The 17,289-nt window shown below is 72.7% G+C and carries 15 protein-coding genes; 8 read left to right on the plus strand and 7 right to left on the minus strand.

Features of this window, described 5'->3' with window-relative positions; genetic code table 11:
* Window positions 1-84: 84 nt before the first annotated feature.
* Window positions 85-951 (plus strand): oxygenase MpaB family protein, encoded by an 867-nt coding sequence (locus WMF43_RS32900; RefSeq protein ID WP_437670874.1) that lies wholly within the window; start codon window positions 85-87, stop codon window positions 949-951.
* Window positions 952-1,038: 87 nt separating this feature from the next.
* Here WMF43_RS32900 and WMF43_RS32905 read toward each other — a convergent pair whose 3' ends face one another.
* Entirely contained in the window at window positions 1,039-2,094 is a 1,056-nt protein-coding gene (locus WMF43_RS32905) for a serine/threonine-protein kinase (RefSeq protein WP_437670875.1), read from the minus strand.
* A gap of 203 nt (window positions 2,095-2,297) precedes the next feature.
* Here WMF43_RS32905 and WMF43_RS32910 point away from each other — a divergent pair, with 203 nt between their 5' ends.
* Window positions 2,298-3,329 (plus strand): isocitrate/isopropylmalate dehydrogenase family protein, encoded by a 1,032-nt coding sequence (locus tag WMF43_RS32910; protein ID WP_437670876.1) that lies wholly within the window; start codon window positions 2,298-2,300, stop codon window positions 3,327-3,329.
* A 108-nt stretch (window positions 3,330-3,437) separates the two neighbouring features.
* Here the strand turns inward: WMF43_RS32910 and WMF43_RS32915 are convergent, their stop codons facing one another.
* Together WMF43_RS32915 and WMF43_RS32920 are read right to left on the minus strand one after the other, a co-directional pair.
* Window positions 3,438-5,099 (minus strand): ATP-binding protein, encoded by a 1,662-nt coding sequence (locus tag WMF43_RS32915; protein ID WP_437670877.1) that lies wholly within the window; start codon window positions 5,097-5,099, stop codon window positions 3,438-3,440.
* A 152-nt stretch (window positions 5,100-5,251) separates the two neighbouring features.
* Entirely contained in the window at window positions 5,252-5,695 is a 444-nt protein-coding gene (locus tag WMF43_RS32920) for a gamma-glutamylcyclotransferase family protein (RefSeq protein ID WP_437670878.1), read from the minus strand.
* Between the two features lie 175 nt (window positions 5,696-5,870).
* Between WMF43_RS32920 and WMF43_RS32925 the strand changes: the two genes are divergently transcribed.
* The 3 genes from WMF43_RS32925 to WMF43_RS32935 all read left to right on the plus strand — a co-directional run bounded on the left by WMF43_RS32925 (window position 5,871) and on the right by WMF43_RS32935 (window position 9,133).
* Entirely contained in the window at window positions 5,871-7,043 is a 1,173-nt protein-coding gene (locus WMF43_RS32925; protein WP_437670879.1) for a hypothetical protein, read from the plus strand.
* Window positions 7,044-7,378: 335 nt separating this feature from the next.
* Complete coding sequence (locus tag WMF43_RS32930; protein WP_437670880.1) at window positions 7,379-7,804, plus strand: YciI family protein; 426 nt, start codon at window positions 7,379-7,381, stop codon at window positions 7,802-7,804.
* A gap of 54 nt (window positions 7,805-7,858) precedes the next feature.
* Window positions 7,859-9,133 (plus strand): RNA polymerase sigma factor, encoded by a 1,275-nt coding sequence (locus tag WMF43_RS32935; RefSeq protein ID WP_437670881.1) that lies wholly within the window; start codon window positions 7,859-7,861, stop codon window positions 9,131-9,133.
* 422 nt (window positions 9,134-9,555) lie between these two features.
* On the opposite strand, the gene WMF43_RS32940 is transcribed toward WMF43_RS32935, so the two are convergent.
* Both WMF43_RS32940 and WMF43_RS32945 read right to left on the minus strand, forming a co-directional pair.
* Complete coding sequence (locus WMF43_RS32940) at window positions 9,556-10,293, minus strand: DUF2378 family protein (protein ID WP_437670882.1); 738 nt, start codon at window positions 10,291-10,293, stop codon at window positions 9,556-9,558.
* A 307-nt stretch (window positions 10,294-10,600) separates the two neighbouring features.
* Window positions 10,601-11,146 (minus strand): DinB family protein, encoded by a 546-nt coding sequence (locus tag WMF43_RS32945; protein WP_437670883.1) that lies wholly within the window; start codon window positions 11,144-11,146, stop codon window positions 10,601-10,603.
* Between the two features lie 150 nt (window positions 11,147-11,296).
* On the opposite strand from WMF43_RS32945, the gene WMF43_RS32950 reads away from it, so the two are divergent.
* Both WMF43_RS32950 and WMF43_RS32955 read left to right on the plus strand, forming a co-directional pair.
* The gene (locus WMF43_RS32950; protein ID WP_437670884.1) at window positions 11,297-11,692 is read left to right on the plus strand and encodes a VOC family protein; all 396 of its coding nucleotides are present in this window, start codon (window positions 11,297-11,299) and stop codon (window positions 11,690-11,692) included.
* Between the two features lie 222 nt (window positions 11,693-11,914).
* Window positions 11,915-12,673, plus strand: a complete 759-nt coding sequence (locus WMF43_RS32955) for a M15 family metallopeptidase (RefSeq protein WP_437670885.1) — start codon at window positions 11,915-11,917, stop codon at window positions 12,671-12,673.
* A gap of 7 nt (window positions 12,674-12,680) precedes the next feature.
* Here WMF43_RS32955 and WMF43_RS32960 read toward each other — a convergent pair whose 3' ends face one another.
* Together WMF43_RS32960 and WMF43_RS32965 are read right to left on the minus strand one after the other, a co-directional pair.
* On the minus strand, window positions 12,681-13,169 hold the full coding sequence (locus tag WMF43_RS32960) for an acyl-CoA thioesterase (protein ID WP_437670886.1): 489 nt from the start codon (window positions 13,167-13,169) through the stop codon (window positions 12,681-12,683).
* Window positions 13,170-13,250: 81 nt separating this feature from the next.
* On the minus strand, window positions 13,251-16,079 hold the full coding sequence (locus tag WMF43_RS32965; RefSeq protein WP_437670887.1) for an ATP-binding protein: 2,829 nt from the start codon (window positions 16,077-16,079) through the stop codon (window positions 13,251-13,253).
* A gap of 111 nt (window positions 16,080-16,190) precedes the next feature.
* Here WMF43_RS32965 and WMF43_RS32970 point away from each other — a divergent pair, with 111 nt between their 5' ends.
* A complete protein-coding gene (locus tag WMF43_RS32970; protein ID WP_437670888.1) occupies window positions 16,191-17,282 on the plus strand; it encodes a hypothetical protein in 1,092 nt (363 codons plus the stop codon).
* Window positions 17,283-17,289: the final 7 nt, after the last annotated feature.

The following is a 17,289-nucleotide window of genomic DNA, read 5'->3' on the forward strand; positions in this document are numbered from 1 at the left end:
TGTTTCCGCGGGGATACGCGGAGATATGCTAAAACCATCCGCTCATCCGGCCGGCAGGCTTCATGCAGGCCACAGGAGATCTCGATGCGCTGGGCTCCTCCCGATTCCCGTTCACGCCATGCGATCCGCGACCACATCGAGGCGAACCTCGATCCGGTCGCCGATCATCAGGAGATCTGCTTCCTGTCGTCGTGTTATGAGTTTCCCTGGGACACGACGCGCTCCCTGGAGCTCGCGCTGCTGCGCGTCTTCGGCCTCTCGCGCAGCTCGGCGCTCCTCGTGCAGACAGGCGAGCTCCTGGAGAGGACGCAGAAGCGGTATGACGATACGGTCCTCATCCTCTCCGAGATCCTGGAGAACGGGCATGACAGCGAGCGCGGCCGGGCGGCGCTGCGCCGCATGAACCGGCAGCACCGGCGCTACACCATCCCGAACCACGAGTACATCTACACGCTCTCGACGTTCGTCTTCGAGCCCATCCGCTGGAACGAGCGCTTCGGCTGGCGCAAGCTGCTCGACAAGGAGAAGCTCGCGGGATTCCATTACTGGCAAGAGGTCGGGGCGCTCATGGGCATCAAGGACATCCCGCCGACCTACGAGGCGCTCGAGCGCTACAACGTGGCGTACGAGGAGGAGCACTTCCGGTTCTCGGAGGACAACCGGAAGCTCGCCGTCACGACGCGCGATCTGCTCCTGAGCTGGGTCCTGCCGAGGCCCCTCTGGCCGCTCGGGGCGCGGGTGATCCACGCGCTCCTCGACGAACGCATGCTCGACGCGGTCGGGCTGCCGCGGCCTTCGCCGGCGGAGCGGCGCTTCGTCGAGGCGGCCCTCCGCGCGCGCGGCCTCGTCATGCGGGCCTTGCCCCGGCGCGGCGCGCCTCGCCTCATCACGAAGCAGAAGCACCGCGCCTACCCGGACGGCTACCGCGTCGAGGATCTCGGCGCGCATTGACGTGCGCGGACGGGCGCGGACGGACGCGGACGGGCGCGCGCCGGCCCCCGCCGGGGCCGGCGCCGCCGGGCGCGCCGCGCGCCCGGGTCAGGGCAGCTGGCGGCGCAGGAACTTCAGGGCCTCTCGCGCCGCCGGGCTCACGGGCTCGTAGAGGTCCGGGCTCTTCCCGAGCGGCGCGCCGATCGGCTCGCCGGAGCGGACGCCGAGGATGCGCTCGACGTCCTCCAGGAGCGACTGCATCGAGTCGAAGCGGTTGCGGGGCAGCTTGCGCAGCGCCGTCGCGACCAGCGCCTCGATCCGGGGGTCGACGCCGGGGCGGATCGCGCTCAGCCGGGGGGCCTCGGCGCAGGCGTGCTGGGCGACCACCAGCACGTCGTCCGGCGAGGAGAACGGCAGCTGGCCGGTGAGCATGCGGAACATCGTCACGCCGAGGGCGTAGACGTCGGTGCGGCCGTCGACGGGGTCGGCGAGGGCCTGCTCCGGGGCCATGTACGGGACCGTGCCGAGCACGATGCCCGCCGCGGTCGCGGGGCCGGAGCGCAGCTTCGCGAAGCCGAAATCCATCATCTTGAGCACGCGCGGGCCCGCCTGGGAGCGGACGAGGAACATGTTGTCCGGCTTCACGTCGCGGTGGATGACCCCGGCCGCGTGCGCGGCCGAGAGCGCCGACGCCGCCTGCCGGATCAGCGGCAGCGCGACCGCCTCGCTCATCATCCCCTCCCGGCGGAGCAGGGCGCCGAGCGACTCGCCGGTGAGGAGCTCGAGCACGATGAACGGCGCCCCGTCCTTGCGCTCGCCCGCGTCGAGGACCTTGATGATGTTGGGGTGCCCGATCTCGGCGGCCACCTCGAGCTCGCGGAGGAAGCGCTCCCGCTGGCCCCGGTCGACCGCGAAGGAGTGGTTCAGGATCTTGACCGCGACCTGCTCCTTCGTGCGGCTGTCCGCCGCGAGGTACACGCGCGACATCCCGCCGGCGCCGATGAAGCCCTGGATGACGTAGCGATCCTCGAGCACCGCGCCGAACTGCCGCGTCGGCTTGGCGGGCGGCGCGGCCGAGAGCGTCTGGACGAGGCGAGCGCCGTCCTCCGGGCAAAAGCCGTAGGAGAGGTCGGTGTACGCGCGGTGGCAGCGCGGGCAGATCATGGGCGCGCCTCATGATGGCGGCGGGGGCGGGGATCCTCAAGGGGCCTCACGCGCCGTCGAGGGATTGGGAGCGGCGGCGACGGCGCGCTAGCGAGGACGAATTTCGTGGGCCCGGCGGGGTGGATCGCCGCGCGGACCTCGACTATGCGTGCGGCACCCCCCTGGCCCACGAGACGATTCAACCCGAGGCAGAGAGACAGCCCGTGACCTCACAGAAGCAACCCGCGACCCTCATCCCCGGCGACGGCATCGGCCCCGAGATCGTGGAGGCGACGCTGCGCGCCCTCGACGCGCTCGGCGCGCCCTTCGAATGGGAGACGTGCGTGGCCGGAATGGCCGGCGTCAAGGAGTCGGGCGACCCGCTCCCGCGGGCCACGCTCGACAGCATCCACCGCACGCAGCTCGCGCTGAAAGGGCCGCTCGAGACGCCGATCGGCGGCGGATACCGCTCCTCGAACGTGCGCCTGCGGCAGGAATTCAAGCTTTTCGCCAACGTGCGGCCCGCGCGCACGCTGATCCCGGGCGGGCGTTACGAGAACATCGACATCGTCCTCGTGCGGGAGAACCTCGAGGGGCTCTATGTCGGCTTCGAGCACTACATCCCGATCGGCAGCGACGAGCACGCGGTGGCGATCGGCTCGGGCGTGAACACCCGCGTCGGCTCGCGCCGCATCGCCGAGTTCGCGTACGACTACGCCGAGAAGCACGGGCGCAAGAAGGTCGCCATCGTGCACAAGGCGAACATCATGAAGGCGCTCACGGGCATCTTCCTGGAGACGGCGCGCGAGGTGGGCAAATCGTACGAGGGCCGCGTCGCCACCGAGGAGCGCATCGTGGACGCGTGCGCGATGCAGCTCGTCTTGAACCCGTGGCAGTTCGACGTCATCGTCACGACCAACCTCTTCGGCGACATCCTCTCGGACGAGATCGCCGGCCTGATCGGCGGCCTCGGCATGGCGCCGGGCGCCAACATCGGCCAGCACGCCGCGATCTTCGAGGCGGTGCACGGCTCGGCCCCGGACATCGCCGGCAAGGGCGTCGCGAACCCGATCGCGCTCATGCTCGCCGCCGGGATGATGCTGGATCACGTCGGCCAGCTGGAGCTCGCCGGCCGCCTGCGCGCCGCCATCGACGGGGCGCTGAACGCCGATGGGGTGCGCACCCGCGATCTCGGCGGCAAGGCGGACACGAAGACGCTCACCGAAGCCATCGTGGCGCGCATCCAGAACGGCTGAGGGTCGGCGCGCGGGCGGGCGGGCGCGTGGGCAAGAGACGCCGCGCGCTGGAGGCGCGGCCCGCGCTGACCTCGCCCCGGCGCACGCCCGGGGCGCGCCGCGGCGAGGTCAGCGACGGCTCGCTGGCTCGTCCGAGAGCGGCAGCGCGACGTGGAACGAGGTCGTCTCATTGGGCTCGCTCCGCGCCCAGATCCGGCCGCCGTGCGCCTCGACGATGCCTCTGCAGATGTAGAGCCCGAGGCCGGTGCCGAGCGGGGCTTTCTTGGACTTGCCGGACGAGAGCCGCTGGAACCGGCGGAAGAGCCGCGGCAGATCGTCGGGGTGGATGCCCGGGCCGCGGTTCTCGATCGCGATCTCCACCTCGGCGTCGCGGCGGCGGAGCTGCACCCGGATCGCCGCGCCGGGGTCGCCGTACTTGTCCGCGTTGGCGAGGAGGTTTCCGAGCACCTGGTCGATGCGCGCGGCGTCGATGTCGACGAGCGGCACGTCCTCGTCGGCCGTCAGCTCGACGGCGCGCCCAGGCCGCTCCGCCACGGCGAGCTCGACCGCGGCGCGGAGGAGGGCGCGCAGGTCTGCCGGCCGCCGCTCGAGCGAGAGGCGCCGCGCCTCGATCTTGGAGGCGTCGAGCAGGTCCGCGGCCATGCGCTCGAGGCGCCGGACGTTCGTCAGGATCCGCTGGCCCCACGCCGCCGTGTCGGCGAGCTCCGGCCGGCGCGACAGCATGCCCGCGTACGTGGCGATGGCGGTGAGCGGCTGCTTGAGGTCGTGCGCCACGATGGACGTCCATTCCTCGCGGAGCCGCTCGCGGTCCGTGAAATAGGTGACGTCCTCGTAGCTGGCGACGGCCCCGACGTTCGCGCCGCGGGCGTCCCGGATAGGTCCGGCGCTCACGATGACGGGGACGTAGCTCCCGTCCGGCTTCCGGAACCACAGCTCCTTGCACGTCGTCCCCTCGCCGCGCGCCGCGCGCACGAGCGGCATCTCGTGGCGCAGGAGCGGCCGTCCGCCCACGTCGCACAGCAGCACGCGCGGCGTGTCCCAGGGCGTCTTGAGCGGGTGGGGGCCGCCGCAGAGCTGCTCGCAGCGGCGGCTTGCGAGGAGCGAGCCGCCGCCGCGTTCGTCGAAGATCGCGATGGCGACGGGGAAATCTTGGATGACACTGTGCAGCCATTCCCGCTCCGCCGCGAGGCGGCGCTCCGCCTCGCCGATCGCGGCCGCCGCGCGCGCGGCGCCGCTGAGCGCGAGGGCGAACAGCGCGGAGAGGGCCTGCACGCGCGGGAGGAGCTCGTCGAGCGGCGCGCTGCGGCCCCCGAGGGCGCACGTGAGCACGCCGAGCAGCCGATCCGCGTGGAGCAGGGGCGCGGCCAGCACCTTGCTCGGCCGGGCGTCGGCCGCGAGCGCGCGCAGGTCGGACGAGCCCTCGCAGGCCTCCGGGTCGATCGACCCGAGCTCGACGCGGCGGCTCTCCGCGGCGCGCAGCGTGGCGGGCGGAGGGCGCGTGAGGTCCTCGAGCACCCAGGCGAGCGCGCCCGGCTGCCCGGCGGAGGCGAGCAGCCTGGCCGGCTGCGCGTGGTCCACCGGCGCGCCGTACAGGAGCGCGAGATCGGCGCCGAGCAGCCGGGCGGATTGCTCGGTGATGGCGGCGTGCAGCGCTTCGGGCTCGAGCTTCCCCGAGAGCGCGGACGCCGCCTCGGAGACGGCCTCGGCGAGCTGCGCGGCGGCGGAGGCGGGCTCGCCGTTCGTGCCCCACAGCCGGTCCTGCTCCGACATGTCCGTCGCGCCTCCCTGGATGCATGGCCTAGCATCCGCGCCGGGTCGTGGGGGCTGTCCGGACTCGAGGGAGCGTTCGTTCCGCGCTGGCGCGGGGTCGTCGGGCGCGGGAGCTCGGCGCAGAAGGTCCGTCGAACGCCGGCTGGATGTCGTCAGCGGGACGGATCGAAGCGGCGCTTCGCCCAGCTCACGAGCGCGCCGGCGTCCCGGGTGCGCGTGGCGCCGGGCGCGCCGCGGCGCTTGCGCCAGTCGCCTTCGCGGACGCGCCGGCACCCTGCCGCCTGCTCCACCGAGAGGAGGTACGTCTGGACCTCCCGCCCGTCCGCGAGGCGGATGGCGGCGCGCCGGTGCAAGACCGGGTGTCCCCGGTGCACGTCGAGCGCGGCGAGGGCGGCCGGCTGCAGGGCGTAGAGCTCACCGGACACGGCGACGAGGCCGCCGGGGACCAGCGCGCCGGTGGATCCCAGGTCGACCAGCGCGTACTGGGGCGGCGTGGTCGCCTCCCCGAGCGGGCGCGCCGACGCGAGCCATTCGTGCTGGTCCTCGCCTTTCATGAGGTTGTCGTAGACGAAGAGCACGATGTCGTTGGTGGTCATCTGGCGTGGTCCTCAGGGCCGCGCTCGTCGGCCCGGCTCGGACCCTCGCAAAGCGCGGTCGCGCGCGCAAGGCCGGCCAGCACGTCGAGCCCGCCGGTGCGGCGCGCGCCGGCGGGACCCGCGCGTTCTGGTCTACCATCCGCGGCGCGCTGCCCGGGTGCGCGCAGGAGGTTCCATGCTCAAGGCGACGAAACACAGGCCCCTCGCAACGACGATCACCGGCTCCCTGCCGCGGCCGTCGTGGTACGTCTCCAACCTCGCTGGCCGCCGCTTTTCGATGGCGATGGCCGATCTCGTGTTCAGGGAGCAGTACACCGACGTGCTCGCCGCGCACGTCGTCGATCAGAGCAGGGCAGGCATCGACATCCTGACCGACGGCGACGCGCGGTTCGACATGGATGTCGGGGGCCGCTCCTGGTTCAGTTATGCGGCCGAGCGCATGGAGGGCCTGGAGGATCCTGGGCTACGCCCGCAGCCCTGGACGTCGCCGAGGGAGAGGACGCCGGGCGACATCCTGCATGAGGTCATGGAGGCCCGCCTTCCTTTCTATGTGCGCGGGCCGGTCGGCCGCGGAGGCCTGGAGTACGCCCGCGTCTGGAAGACCGCGCAGCGGATGACCGCCAAGCCGGTGAAATTCGGCACCTGCAGCGGACAGCTCCTCGAGGCTGTCGTCCTCAACCAGCATTACGCGAGCCGGCGCGAGCTCCTCTTCGCCATTGCCGACAGCTTCAACCAGGAGCTGCACGATCTCGCGGACGCGGGCTGCCCCATCATCCAGATCGAGGAGCCTTTGCTCCATTACGTCGCCGGGGTGGACGAGGGGGCCGAGCTGACGACGGGGCTCTATATCGACGCCTTCAACCGCGAGGTCGCCGGGCTGCGCAAGAAGACGGAGGTCTGGGTGCACACGTGCTGGGGCAACCCGGCCGCGCAGCGGGTGGAGGTCGCCACGAGCGGTTACGAGGCCTCGCTGGAGCTCCTCGATCGGCTCGACGTCGACGTCATCACGTTCGAGGCCGCGAGCGACGGCGGCGCGGCGCTCCCGGCGATCGGCAAGATCATCAGCAAGGACAAGAAGGTGTGTGTCGGCGGCGTGCACCACCGCAGCCTCGAGGTGGAGACCCCCGAGCAGGTCGCGTCGATCATCCGCAAGGCGCTCCGTTTCATCGAGCCGGAGCGGCTGATCATCAGCAGCGATTGTGGCTTCGGCCGGCAGGGCATGAGCCGGATGCACGCTTTCCACAAGATGGTGTCCCTGGTGCGCGGCGCGAACCTCGTCCGTCGCGAGCTCGGCCTCGAGGAGGCGCCGTGCCTCGCGGCGGAGCCGCGCTACTCCCTGCTCGTGTAACGCCCCGCCGAGGGGCGCGGGGCCTGCGCTGGCCAACACGTCGCGGCGACGGCAGAGCGGCCGGCGTCGGGAGGCGGCAGGGGCCGCGCCGCGCAGGCCCTCGCCGCGCGGGCGCCCCCCTGCCCGGCATGGCCGGCGCCGCCGGGCAGGGGGCGCCCGCGCCCGTCGAACGCGATAAAATCAAGTGATACCGGCTACTTGCCAGCGCCGTAGAAAAAAGTTTGATCGGCGTGTCGATCTCGCCGCCCCTCGTTCGTCGCGACGGTAGAGACAGGGCCCACACCGGTCGCGACGACCCGGGAGCCAGCGTCGAACACCAGGAAGGAGACACGGCGATGCGATTCATGATCCTGATCAAGGCCACCAAGGACAGCGAGGCGGGTGTCCTCCCGAACGAGCAGCTCCTCACCGAGATGGGGAAGTACAACGAGGAGCTGGCGAAGGCCGGCGTGCTGCTCGCGGGCGAGGGGCTCCACCCGAGCACGAAGGGCGCGCGCGTCAGGTTCTCGGGCGACAAGCGCACGGTGATCGACGGCCCCTTCGCCGAGACCAAGGAGCTGATCGCCGGCTTCTGGCTCTGGGAGGTGAAGTCGAAGGAAGAGGCGATCGAGTGGGTGAAGCGCTGCCCCAACCCCATGTACGAGGACTCCGAGATCGAGATCCGCCAGGTGTTCTCCCCGGAGGACTTCGCCCCGAGCGACCCCTCCGGCGAGCTCAGGGCAGCGGAGGCGCGCCTGCGCGCGCAGACGGAGAAGAAGTAGCCGCGGCGCTCGTCGGGCTTGCGCCGGCGGCGGATGGTGCTCTGATCGGCCGCCGTGGCGGCCTCCGATGTCCATCGCGCGATCCACGCGGTCTTCCGGATCGAGTCGTCCAGGCTCATCGCCGGCCTCGCGCGGATGGTGCGCGACGTCGGGCTCGCCGAGGAGCTCGCGCAGGACGCGCTCGTCACCGCGCTCGAGCGGTGGCCGGAGTCGGGGGTCCCGGACAACCCGGGCGCCTGGCTCATGGCCGCCGCGAAGCGCCGCGCGATCGACGAGCTCCGCCGGAGCAAGCGGATCGAGCGAAAGCACGAGGAGATCGGGCACGAGATCGGGGCGCAGCAGGCGCCCTTCGCGCCGGACCTGGACGCCGCGCTCGACGACGACGTCGGCGACGACCTGCTGCGCCTCGTCTTCACGGCCTGTCACCCCGTCCTCTCGACCGAGGCGCGCATCGCGCTCACACTCCGCCTGCTCGGGGGCCTCACCACCGAGGAGATCGCGCGCGCGTTCCTCGTCCCCGAGCCGACCGTCGCCCAGCGCATCGTCCGGGCCAAGCGGACCCTCACCGAGGCGCGCGTGCCCTTCGAGGTCCCCCGCGGGGCCGAGCGCGCAGCCCGCCTGTCGTCGGTGCTCCAGGTCATCTACCTCATCTTCAACGAAGGCTACTCGGCGACCGCCGGCGACGACTGGATGCGCCCCGCGCTCTGCGAGGACGCGCTGCGCCTCGGCCGGATCCTGGCGGAGCTCGCGCCGGACGAGCCGGAGGTCCACGGCCTCGTGGCGCTCATGGAGATCCAGGCGTCGCGCTCCCGGGCGCGGGTCGGGCCGTCGGGGGAGCCGGTCCTGCTCCTCGATCAGAACCGCGCGCGCTGGGACCACGTCCTCATCCGCCGCGGCCTCGCAGCGCTCGAGCGCGCCGAGGTGCTCGGCGGCGCGCGCGGCTTCTACGCGTTGCAGGCCGCGATCGCCGCCTGCCACGCGCGGGCGCGGACGGCGGACGAGACGGACTGGGCGCGCATCGCCGCGCTCTACGGCGTGCTCGCCGCGCTCGCGCCGTCACCCGTCGTGGAGCTGAACCGCGCGGTCGCGGTGTCCATGGCGTTCGGCCCGGCCGCGGGCCTCGAGATCGTCGACGCGCTCCGCGCGGAGCCGTCGCTCCAGGGCTATCACCTGCTCCCGAGCGTGCGCGGCGACCTGCTCGCGAAGCTCGGCCGCCTCGACGAGGCCTGCGCGGAGCTCGAGCGCGCGGCGTCGCTCACGCGGAACGCGCGCGAGCGCGCCCTGCTCCACGAGCGCGCCGCCGCGTGCGCCCGCGCCCCGTCGCACTGACGAAATCGATTCGCCTTGGCGCACGATCGGCGCGAGCCCTCCGTCTCCTTACCACCGTCCCGCCCGCCCCCACACCTCGCGCAACGGGAGCCCGTTCCCTCTCCCACCGTTTCCCCTCGGCTCTCCCGCCCCCCTACCCCCGTAGCGCCGGCGGGAGGGTCAGCGCGGCGGGGGCGGGTGGGCGCGCCCAGCACCGACCGAGGTGCCATAAGGTCTCCGACCTCTCGACGTCTCAGGCGCGCCTTGTGTGGCGCGCACCATAACGTCCCAGCTGGCGAGGCCCGAAGGGAGACATGCCGGGTGGTGTCCCCTGCGTAAGCTCCCCCGCCCCAGTCTTGCCGATTGGCCAGCGCCCGCCCGCGCCACGTCGGCGAGCGCTGACCCACCCGCCGGCGCGTTCCGCCGGCAGGGCGGTCTCCGTCTCACCAGCTGACGACGAACTGCAGCGCGTCCCCCCCGCGCACGTCCACCGCGATCGTCGGTCTGGTCCCGTACCCCATGACGAGCGCCTCGAAGTTCCCGAGCGGGTATTCCAGCACCCCGCGGTAGCCGAGGATGTCGATCTGCACCTCCGACGCCCCGAGCTGCCGCGCCCGCGCCGACGGCCCTTTCACGAGCGCCCCGAGGCTCCCCGTGTACCGCATCAGCGCCGCCCCCGGGTCGGTCGCGAGGTGCATCGTGATCCGCCCGAGCGCGCTCTCCGCGAATGCCGTGAGCTGCTGCCGCGCCACGCGACGGTAGGCCTCCCGCGAGCTCCGGTTCGGGTGCGACAGCCGCGCCGCCGCGTCGTACAGCCGCAGGAAGTCGCGCAGCGGGTAGTCCGAGAACGGCAGGTAAGCCCCGCCCCGCGGCGTGCTCGAGAGCGTCGGCGCCACCTGCGCGAAGCGCTCCCCGAGCTGCGACACCAGCGCGTTGAAGAACATCCCCTTCATCGCGTAGAAATCGGGGACACTCGCCATCACGGCGTCGATGTCGATGTTGCCGAGGAGCGGATCGGCCGGCCGCACCTCGAAGGAGGCGCCGCTCGGCCCGAGGAGCGTTCCCTCCCCGACCGGCGCGCTGGCCGGGATGACGCTCCGAGGAAGAGAGCGCTGGACACCGCTCTTCGGAACCGGCGTCTCACTTGCTGGACGGCGCTGGTCGCTGCGGACCTCTTTCATGATGGAGCTCGCGGCGAAAAAATTCTCAACCCAGGGGCCACTTGCGGAATTCACCGCAGCAGAGGGAGTACTTCCGCCCTTTGCAACGGTCATGCCGTCTGCCCCTGAACGCCTCCACGCGCGAACGCGGGGGTTCACTGCGAATTTCCCTTGCACAGATGCAACGACGCTTCAGCAGTGCAACCGGCCGCGATGACAGCAGCAGCGCGCGCTCTCCGCTCTGGCCGAACACACACGTGGGCCGAGGTACATCACGGCGCGATCATCGCTGCTCGGCGCGAATCAAGTCGGTCTGCGTCATCGCGCGTCAGCGCACGGGAAGGCCGAGCTCGCGCAGCTCTGCCTCGCGCAGCGGGAGCTCCTCGGCCATGAAGAACTCGTCGAGCTGCGGCGGCTTGACGCGCGTGCCGGCGAGCATCGCGTGCGCCTGCCCGCGGTGGTGGATCTGGTGGACGAAGAGGTGCAGCAGCACGCTCCCCACGCGATCGACCTGAACGTGATCCCTGCGCTGGATCTGCACCTCGCCGTCGAGCGCGGCGTCGTCGGGGAGCTGCTCGCAGAAGGTGAGGAGCCGGCGATCGGCCTCGCGTTGCGCCTGGCGCAGCGCGGCGAAGTCGGTGAATCGATCCATGTCCGCGAAGAGGGAGAGGCCGCGCCCGCCGCGCTCGAACGCATCGAGGTAGTACCAGTCGACGAACAGGATGTGCGTGAGCGTCTTGTGAATCGACGGGAAGAAGCTGGTGCGCTCGGCCGTGAGCTCGGCGAACGTGAGCTCGGCGCACGCGCGGTGGAGCCTGTGGTTCGACCAGGCGTTGTTCTGGGCCATGGCGCGGAAGGTCGCGAGGGTCTTCATGCGCGGAGTATCGCCCGGCGCGCGCCCGACCACGGCCCGCCTCGAGGTCGACCCACGCCCGCGCCCGGCGCTCTCCTGACAGCACGTTGTCAGGAGGGCCGCCGTAGGGTGCCAGTGCGCGCGGGCGGACGGCCCGCGAGGAGGACGACCATGACGACGAGGTTCAGCGGCGCGATCGTGTACGTGCCCGACGCGGTGGCGACGGCGGTGTTCTACGAGCGCGCATTCGGCATCGAGAGAAAATTCGTCTCAGACGGGAGCGATTACTGCGAGATGCAGGGCGACTTGCCGCTCGGGTTCGTGCGGGAGGACTTCGCGCAGAAGAACCTCCCCGAGTTCGCGAGGAACCGGCCCAGGGCGCCGGCCGCTGGATTCGAGATCGCCCTCGTCAGCGACGACGTGGACGCGGCGTACAAACACGCGGTGGCGGCCGGGGCAGCGCCCGTGCTGGAGCCGCAGAACAAGCCCTGGGGCCAGCGTGTCTCCTATGTCCGCGACCTGAACGGCGTGCTCGTCGAGATCTGCTCGCCGTGGAGCACCCCGTGAGCGCCGCCGCCGCGCGCTGCGCCCCCTCTCCATGAGGGCGCAGCGTCCCTCTTCATGAGCGCCACCGGACGCGGCAGCACCCCTCTTCATGAGCGCCACCGCACACGGCAGCACCCCTCTTCGTGAGCGCCACCGCACAGCGCTCTCCCGCGATCCCGGTCGGGATCACAGGGAGGACACAACCTCTTGCCGCCTCCGCTGCCGCCTGCTTAACCTGCGCGCGTGAATGCGAACGCCCGGACACGGGTGCACCTGCTCGTCGCTGCGGCGCTCGCCCTGCTCGCGATCGGGCCGCTGGGGATCGGCGGCGGGCCTGTCGCGGAGGCCAAGGAGGGCGCCCGCGGCAAGGTGAAGCAGGTCGAGTGCCGCCCGCAGAGCCCGCAGAAGTTCCTGAAGCGGCGCACCTTCGTCCGCAAAGGCATGCTCGACCCGAAGAAGCACGCCAAGGCGGTGCGGTACCTCGCCGAGCACTACGGCCACGTCGAGACCGAGGAGACGCGGCGCTACAACCCCGAGAGCGCCTTCTCCCAGGCGACGACGGTGCGGTTCATGGGGCTGCCGCTCTCGATCCACGAGCGGGTCGCGCCCCTGCTCACGTGCGTCGAGAAGCGGATCCGCGCGACGTGCACCCGCAAGAAGCGCTACACGCCGCAGGCGGTGGGCGGGTTCCGCACGGCGAACAGCTACCGCGGCGCGGAGATCTCGAACCACCTGTTCGGCATCGCGATCGACATCGATCCGGAGCGGAACCCGTGCTGCGGCTGCGTCGACCCGTGGCCGACGAGCCCGCTCTGCCAGGAGAAGAAGCGGACCGCCTACGAGCGCACGGCGCTCACCCGCTGCTGGATCCAGGCGTTCGAGCGCTACGGCTTCGACTGGCTGGGCCACGACGACCTCGAGGACACGATGCACTTCGAGTTCCTCGGCGACCCCGACCGCATCGACGGGCGCAACAAGACGAAGAACAAGAAGAAGAAGTAGGGCGCGGTCACCCGCGGCCGGCGCCGCGCCGGGAGAGGCGGCGCGCGCGCCGCTCGGCCGCGGCCTCGGCGAGGCGGCGGTCCTCGTCCGTCTCCAGCCGGAGCGGCGGCACCGCGGTCGGCTTCAGCGACGCGTCGACCGCCACGAACGTGACGAACGCGGTGACCGTGGGCCAGACGTCGCCCGTCGCCGCGTCCTCGCCCTCGACGCACACCAGGATCTCGAGCGACGTCCGGAAGGTGGCCGTCACCCGCGCGGTCAGGCGGACGACCTGCCCGACCTTGATCCCGCGGTCGAACGAGAGGTCGTCGATGCCGGCGGTGATCACCGTGCTCCCCGTGTGCCGCTGCGCGCAGATGGCGGCGCACAGGTCGATCCAGGCGAGCACCTGCCCGCCGAAGATCGAGCCGAGCGCGTTCGCGTGCGTCGGCAGGACGTACTCGGTCATCGTCGTGACCGACTCGGCGGCGCGCTTCTCTTTCTTCTGGGCTGTCACCCGGCAGGCCTATCACGGGCGGCCCCCCGCGCCAGAGCACGCCGGCCCGGCCCCCCTCTCGGAGGCGGCCGGCGCGGGCGGTCAGTCCGCCCGGGCCCGGCCGGGGACGGGGAGGACCGGGTACGTCGGGTCGTCGGGCGAGGGCGCGCGGCCCGGGCCCGACGCGAACGCCGACCTCGGCGGGCCCGTGGGGAGCGTGGGGTCGTCCTCGAAGCGCGCCGACGAGATCTTGAGCCGCGCGAAGATGGCCTCGGCCCGCTCGTTCATCGTCACCGCCTCGCGCCGCGCCGCCATGTTCGCCACGAAGCTGCGATCGGTCGTCAGGAAGCGCGCGTAGGCCTGGAACGTGCGCGCGAGCTCGAGCTCGTTGCCCGTCTCCTCGAAGATGCTCACGGAGCGCGCGAAATAGGCGCGGGCGCTCTTCGTGTGCGCGCTGCCCCAGCCGCCCGCCGCGGTGATCTCGCCGAGCGTCCGCAGCGCGACCCCGAGGTGGACCTTGCTCCGGACCGAGGCGAACAGATCGACCGCGCGGCTGATCGAGTCGCGCGCCTTCTCGAGATCGCCGCGCAGGAGGTAGGCCTTGCCGAGCCCGCGCCGCACCTCGGCGAGGCCGAGCCGGTCCCCGAGCTCGTCGCAGAGCTCCTCGGCCTGCTGCAGCACGCGCACCGCCTCGTCGGGATCCCCGCTCCGGTAGTAGGTCTCGCCGATGTTCGTCAGGATCAGCGCGATGCGGTTGCGGTCGCCGACCTGCCGCGCCACGTCGAGCGCCTCCTGGAAGAGCTCCAGCGCGCGGCGGTGATCGCGCTGATCCTGGGCGATGGCGCCGAGGCTGTTCAGGCTCATCATCACGCCGACCAGGTCCGAGATCTCGCGCCGGATCGCGAGCGAGCGCTCGAAGATGCTGAGCGCCTGCTTGAACTCGCCCGAGTCCTGCAGGGCGAGGCCGAGGTTGTTCAGCGAGAGCGCGATCGAGCGGCGGTCGCCCATCCGCTCGCGGCGGGCGAGCGCGTCGCGCAGCCACTTCAGCGCCTCCTGGTACTCGCCCCGGAGCCAGTGCAGCTTGCCGATGTCGTCGATGGTCGACGCGATCCCCCGCTCGTCCCGCGCGCCCTCGAACAGGCGGAGCGCGGTCGTGAGGTGCTTGCCCGCCTCGTCCAGCGAGCCGCTGTCGCGGTAGAGCCGCCCGATGCGGTTGTGCGCGGCGCCGCCCTTGCGCCGGTTGTCGAGCCGGTAGGCGAGCGTCAGCATCTCGCGGAAGGCGGCGAGCGCGTCGTCGATCCGCCCGGCGAGCTGGAGGACGTCGCCGTAGTCGTGCAGGGCGTCGATGCGCCGCGCGACGTGCGCGTCGCCGAGCAGCGACAGCCCGCGCGCGTAGTGCTCCGCGGCCTTCGCGTTCGAGTAGCGGCCGCGCGCCACGTCCCCCGCGTCGAGCAGCGACAGCCCGGCCCGGACCGCGTCGCCGATGCGCTCGCGGTGCGACGCGAGCTGCGCGAGGAACTCCTCGCTGGCGCGCACCGCCACCTGCTGCTCCAGCCACTCGGCGATCGCGTGGTGGTAGCGCCGCTGGGTCGCGGCGCTCATCCGCCGCTCGAGCACCTCGCGCTCCTTGTCGTGCACGAACACGTACTCGTCGGAGCCCGCGAAGCTCGACTCGCTCTGCTTGCGCAGGTAGCCGCGGTCGCAGAGCGAGCGGAGCGCGGCGTTGATCCGGTCGAGATCGAGGTCGCTCTGCTCCTCGCCCCACAGCTCGGGCGCCGGGCAGCCGGCCCGGCCGAGCACGAACAGCGCGCCGCTCCAGAACACCGGCCCGACCGTCGCGGCCTGCTCGAGCAGCTGCCGGCCCTCGTGGTCGAGCGCCGCGAGGCGGACGTCGACGGCGTCCTCGACCGTCATCGGCAGGCGCGCGGTCGACAGCTTCCCGAGGTGCACGCGCCAGCGCGGCTCGCCCTGGGCGCCCGGCGCGAGCTCCTCGAGCACGCCCTGGTCGTGGCAAATGCGGACCATCTGCTCGAGCAGCGCAGGGTTTCCGCCCGCGAAGGCGCACGCCGCCTCGACGAGCTCGGGCGGCGCGCCCGCCTCCGCGCCGGCGCCCTCGGCGCGCTCGGCGCCCTCGGCGCCCTCGGCGCCCTCGCCCCCGCGCAGCACGCAGGGCGCGAGCAGCGCGCGCGCCAGCTCCGCCGCCCGGGCCTCGGGGAGTGGCGTGAGCTCGATGAGCGCGTGGCGCCGCTCGCCGAGCTTGCCCCAGTCCTCCTGGCGCGTGAGCAGCTCCGGGCGGCCCGCGCAGACGATGAGGATCGGCCCCGAGAGGTACTCGATGAGGTAACGCAGCAGGGCGAGCGCGTCGTCGTGGGCCGCGTGCAGGTCCTCGAAGACGAGGCACATCGGGCCCTGGGCGGCGTCGGCCTCGAGGAACGCCTTCAGGACGGCGCGGCGGATGAGGTCGGCCTGCGCGGGGTCGTCCTGCACCGCGCGGGTGAGCGGGCTGTCGCCGAACGCGAGCCCGATGAACTGGCCGAGGAAGTAGATGACGTCCCCGACCTTGCGGTCGCCCATCACGTGCGCGACCTGCGCGCGGACCTCGGCGCGGGCGACGTCCTTGTCCGTCCCGTCCAGGAGGCCGAAGCGGGCGCGCAGGAGCCGCGCGAAGATGCCGTACGGGCTCGCCACGTCGCGCGCGCTGCCCGAGTAGACGCGCAGCGCGCCGGCGTCGCGGCGCCGCCGCTCGAGGAACTCGCGCGCGAGCCTGCTCTTGCCGATGCCCGGGGGGCCGACGAGCGTCACGGTCCGGGCGGCGCGATCCCGCTCGACCGCGTCGAGCGCGCGGGCCAGCGCCGAGAGCTCGGCCTCGCGCCCGATCAGCGGCGCGGGGGCGGGCGGCGCCGCGCCAATTGCACTGTCCTCTCGGCTCATCTGCCAGGCCTCCACGTCCTCGGCTGCCGCAGCTCGGGGACGATGTCTGGAGCCTATACCAGGTTCGGCTTCGGTGGCGTGTGCGGTAAGCTCCATGAAGTGGAGGACGAGGTGACAGGAACGCCGCGGAGCGCGGCGAGCACGGCGCGCGACGCCGCCGAGATCCGCGGGCGCATCGCGGCCTGCTTCAGCCTGATCGAGCTGCGCCGGTTCGCCGACGAGCTCGGCGTGACGGGCGTCTCCTGGGATCGGGGCATCAAGGAGGCGACGCACGAGCTCGTGCGCCGCTTCGAGCAGCGGGGCGAGCTCTGGTCTCTCGTCGCACACCTGCGCGACGCCCGGCCGCTCGTCGAGTGGCCCGACATGCGCACGGTGCCGCCGCCCTCCTCGATCGCCCACACCGCCGCAGACATCCCGCGGCCGGCGCCGCTGCCGAAGCTCACGCCGATCCCGGTGCCGACGCCGGCCGAGATCGCGACGCTCGCGCCGCCGATCCCGCCGACGACGCGCACGCCCGTCACGCCCGCGTCGCCGTTCGCCGCGGCGCCCGTGGTGGGCGCCGGTGCGCCGGCCGCGCGCGCGCCGGGCGCCGCGCGCGCGCGCGCGCCAGCGACGGCCGCGCGCCGCATCGATCCGCGGCTGCTGCTCGCGGCGCTGGGGCTCGTGGTGGCGAGCCTGGTCGTCGCCTTCCTCATGGGCAGGGCGTCGAGCGACCCGGCCGACCCGGCCGCGGTCGCGGCGCCGTCGAGCGACGCGCCGCCGGCGCCCGCGCTCCGGCCGGAGGGCCTGGCGACACGCGTGGTGGCCGCCGTCGATCGGCGGATCGAGAGCGTGGCGCGGGTGTGCGAGATCCCGCCGGGCCCCGCGGACGAGGTGATGCGCCGCGCCTTCGAGCGCTGCGGGCCGGCGCTCCCTCCTCCATCGCAGCGAGCGGCCGCGGGCGGGTCGCGCGACGCGGCGGAGGCGGCCCCGGCCGGGCAGGACGTGCGGCCGCCGCCGCCCTCCGCGGCAGAGCCGCGCGCGCCCGAGGCCGGGGGCAAGGCCGGGGCCGGGTGTCTGGGCGCGTGCGAGCGGCGACACCGGGCGTGCAGGGCGACCCAGTGCGGCCGCGAGCCCACGCAGGGCAGCCAGTACCAGCGTTACCAGAGCTGCCTGTCGGACTGCCTGGAGCAGGCGTCGAAGTGCCGCCTCGGGTGCCTCTGAGCGTCGA

Source organism: Sorangium sp. So ce131, assembly GCF_051519095.1.
Lineage (GTDB): Bacteria > Myxococcota_A > Polyangia > Polyangiales > Polyangiaceae > Sorangium.

Excerpts from the sequence above, each read along its gene's own strand:
- WMF43_RS32920 (WP_437670878.1), bottom strand. The coding sequence starts at position 5,695 with ATGACCACCAACGACATCGTGCTCTTCGTCTACGACAACCTCATGAAA.
- WMF43_RS32915 (WP_437670877.1), bottom strand. The coding sequence starts at position 5,099 with ATGTCGGAGCAGGACCGGCTGTGGGGCACGAACGGCGAGCCCGCCTCC.
- WMF43_RS32930 (WP_437670880.1), top strand. The coding sequence starts at position 7,379 with ATGCGATTCATGATCCTGATCAAGGCCACCAAGGACAGCGAGGCGGGT.
- WMF43_RS32965 (WP_437670887.1), bottom strand. The coding sequence starts at position 16,079 with ATGAGCCGAGAGGACAGTGCAATTGGCGCGGCGCCGCCCGCCCCCGCG.
- WMF43_RS32950 (WP_437670884.1), top strand. The coding sequence starts at position 11,297 with ATGACGACGAGGTTCAGCGGCGCGATCGTGTACGTGCCCGACGCGGTG.
- WMF43_RS32900 (WP_437670874.1), top strand. The coding sequence starts at position 85 with ATGCGCTGGGCTCCTCCCGATTCCCGTTCACGCCATGCGATCCGCGAC.
- WMF43_RS32945 (WP_437670883.1), bottom strand. The coding sequence starts at position 11,146 with ATGAAGACCCTCGCGACCTTCCGCGCCATGGCCCAGAACAACGCCTGG.
- WMF43_RS32905 (WP_437670875.1), bottom strand. The coding sequence starts at position 2,094 with ATGATCTGCCCGCGCTGCCACCGCGCGTACACCGACCTCTCCTACGGC.
- WMF43_RS32940 (WP_437670882.1), bottom strand. The coding sequence starts at position 10,293 with ATGAAAGAGGTCCGCAGCGACCAGCGCCGTCCAGCAAGTGAGACGCCG.
- WMF43_RS32925 (WP_437670879.1), top strand. The coding sequence starts at position 5,871 with ATGCTCAAGGCGACGAAACACAGGCCCCTCGCAACGACGATCACCGGC.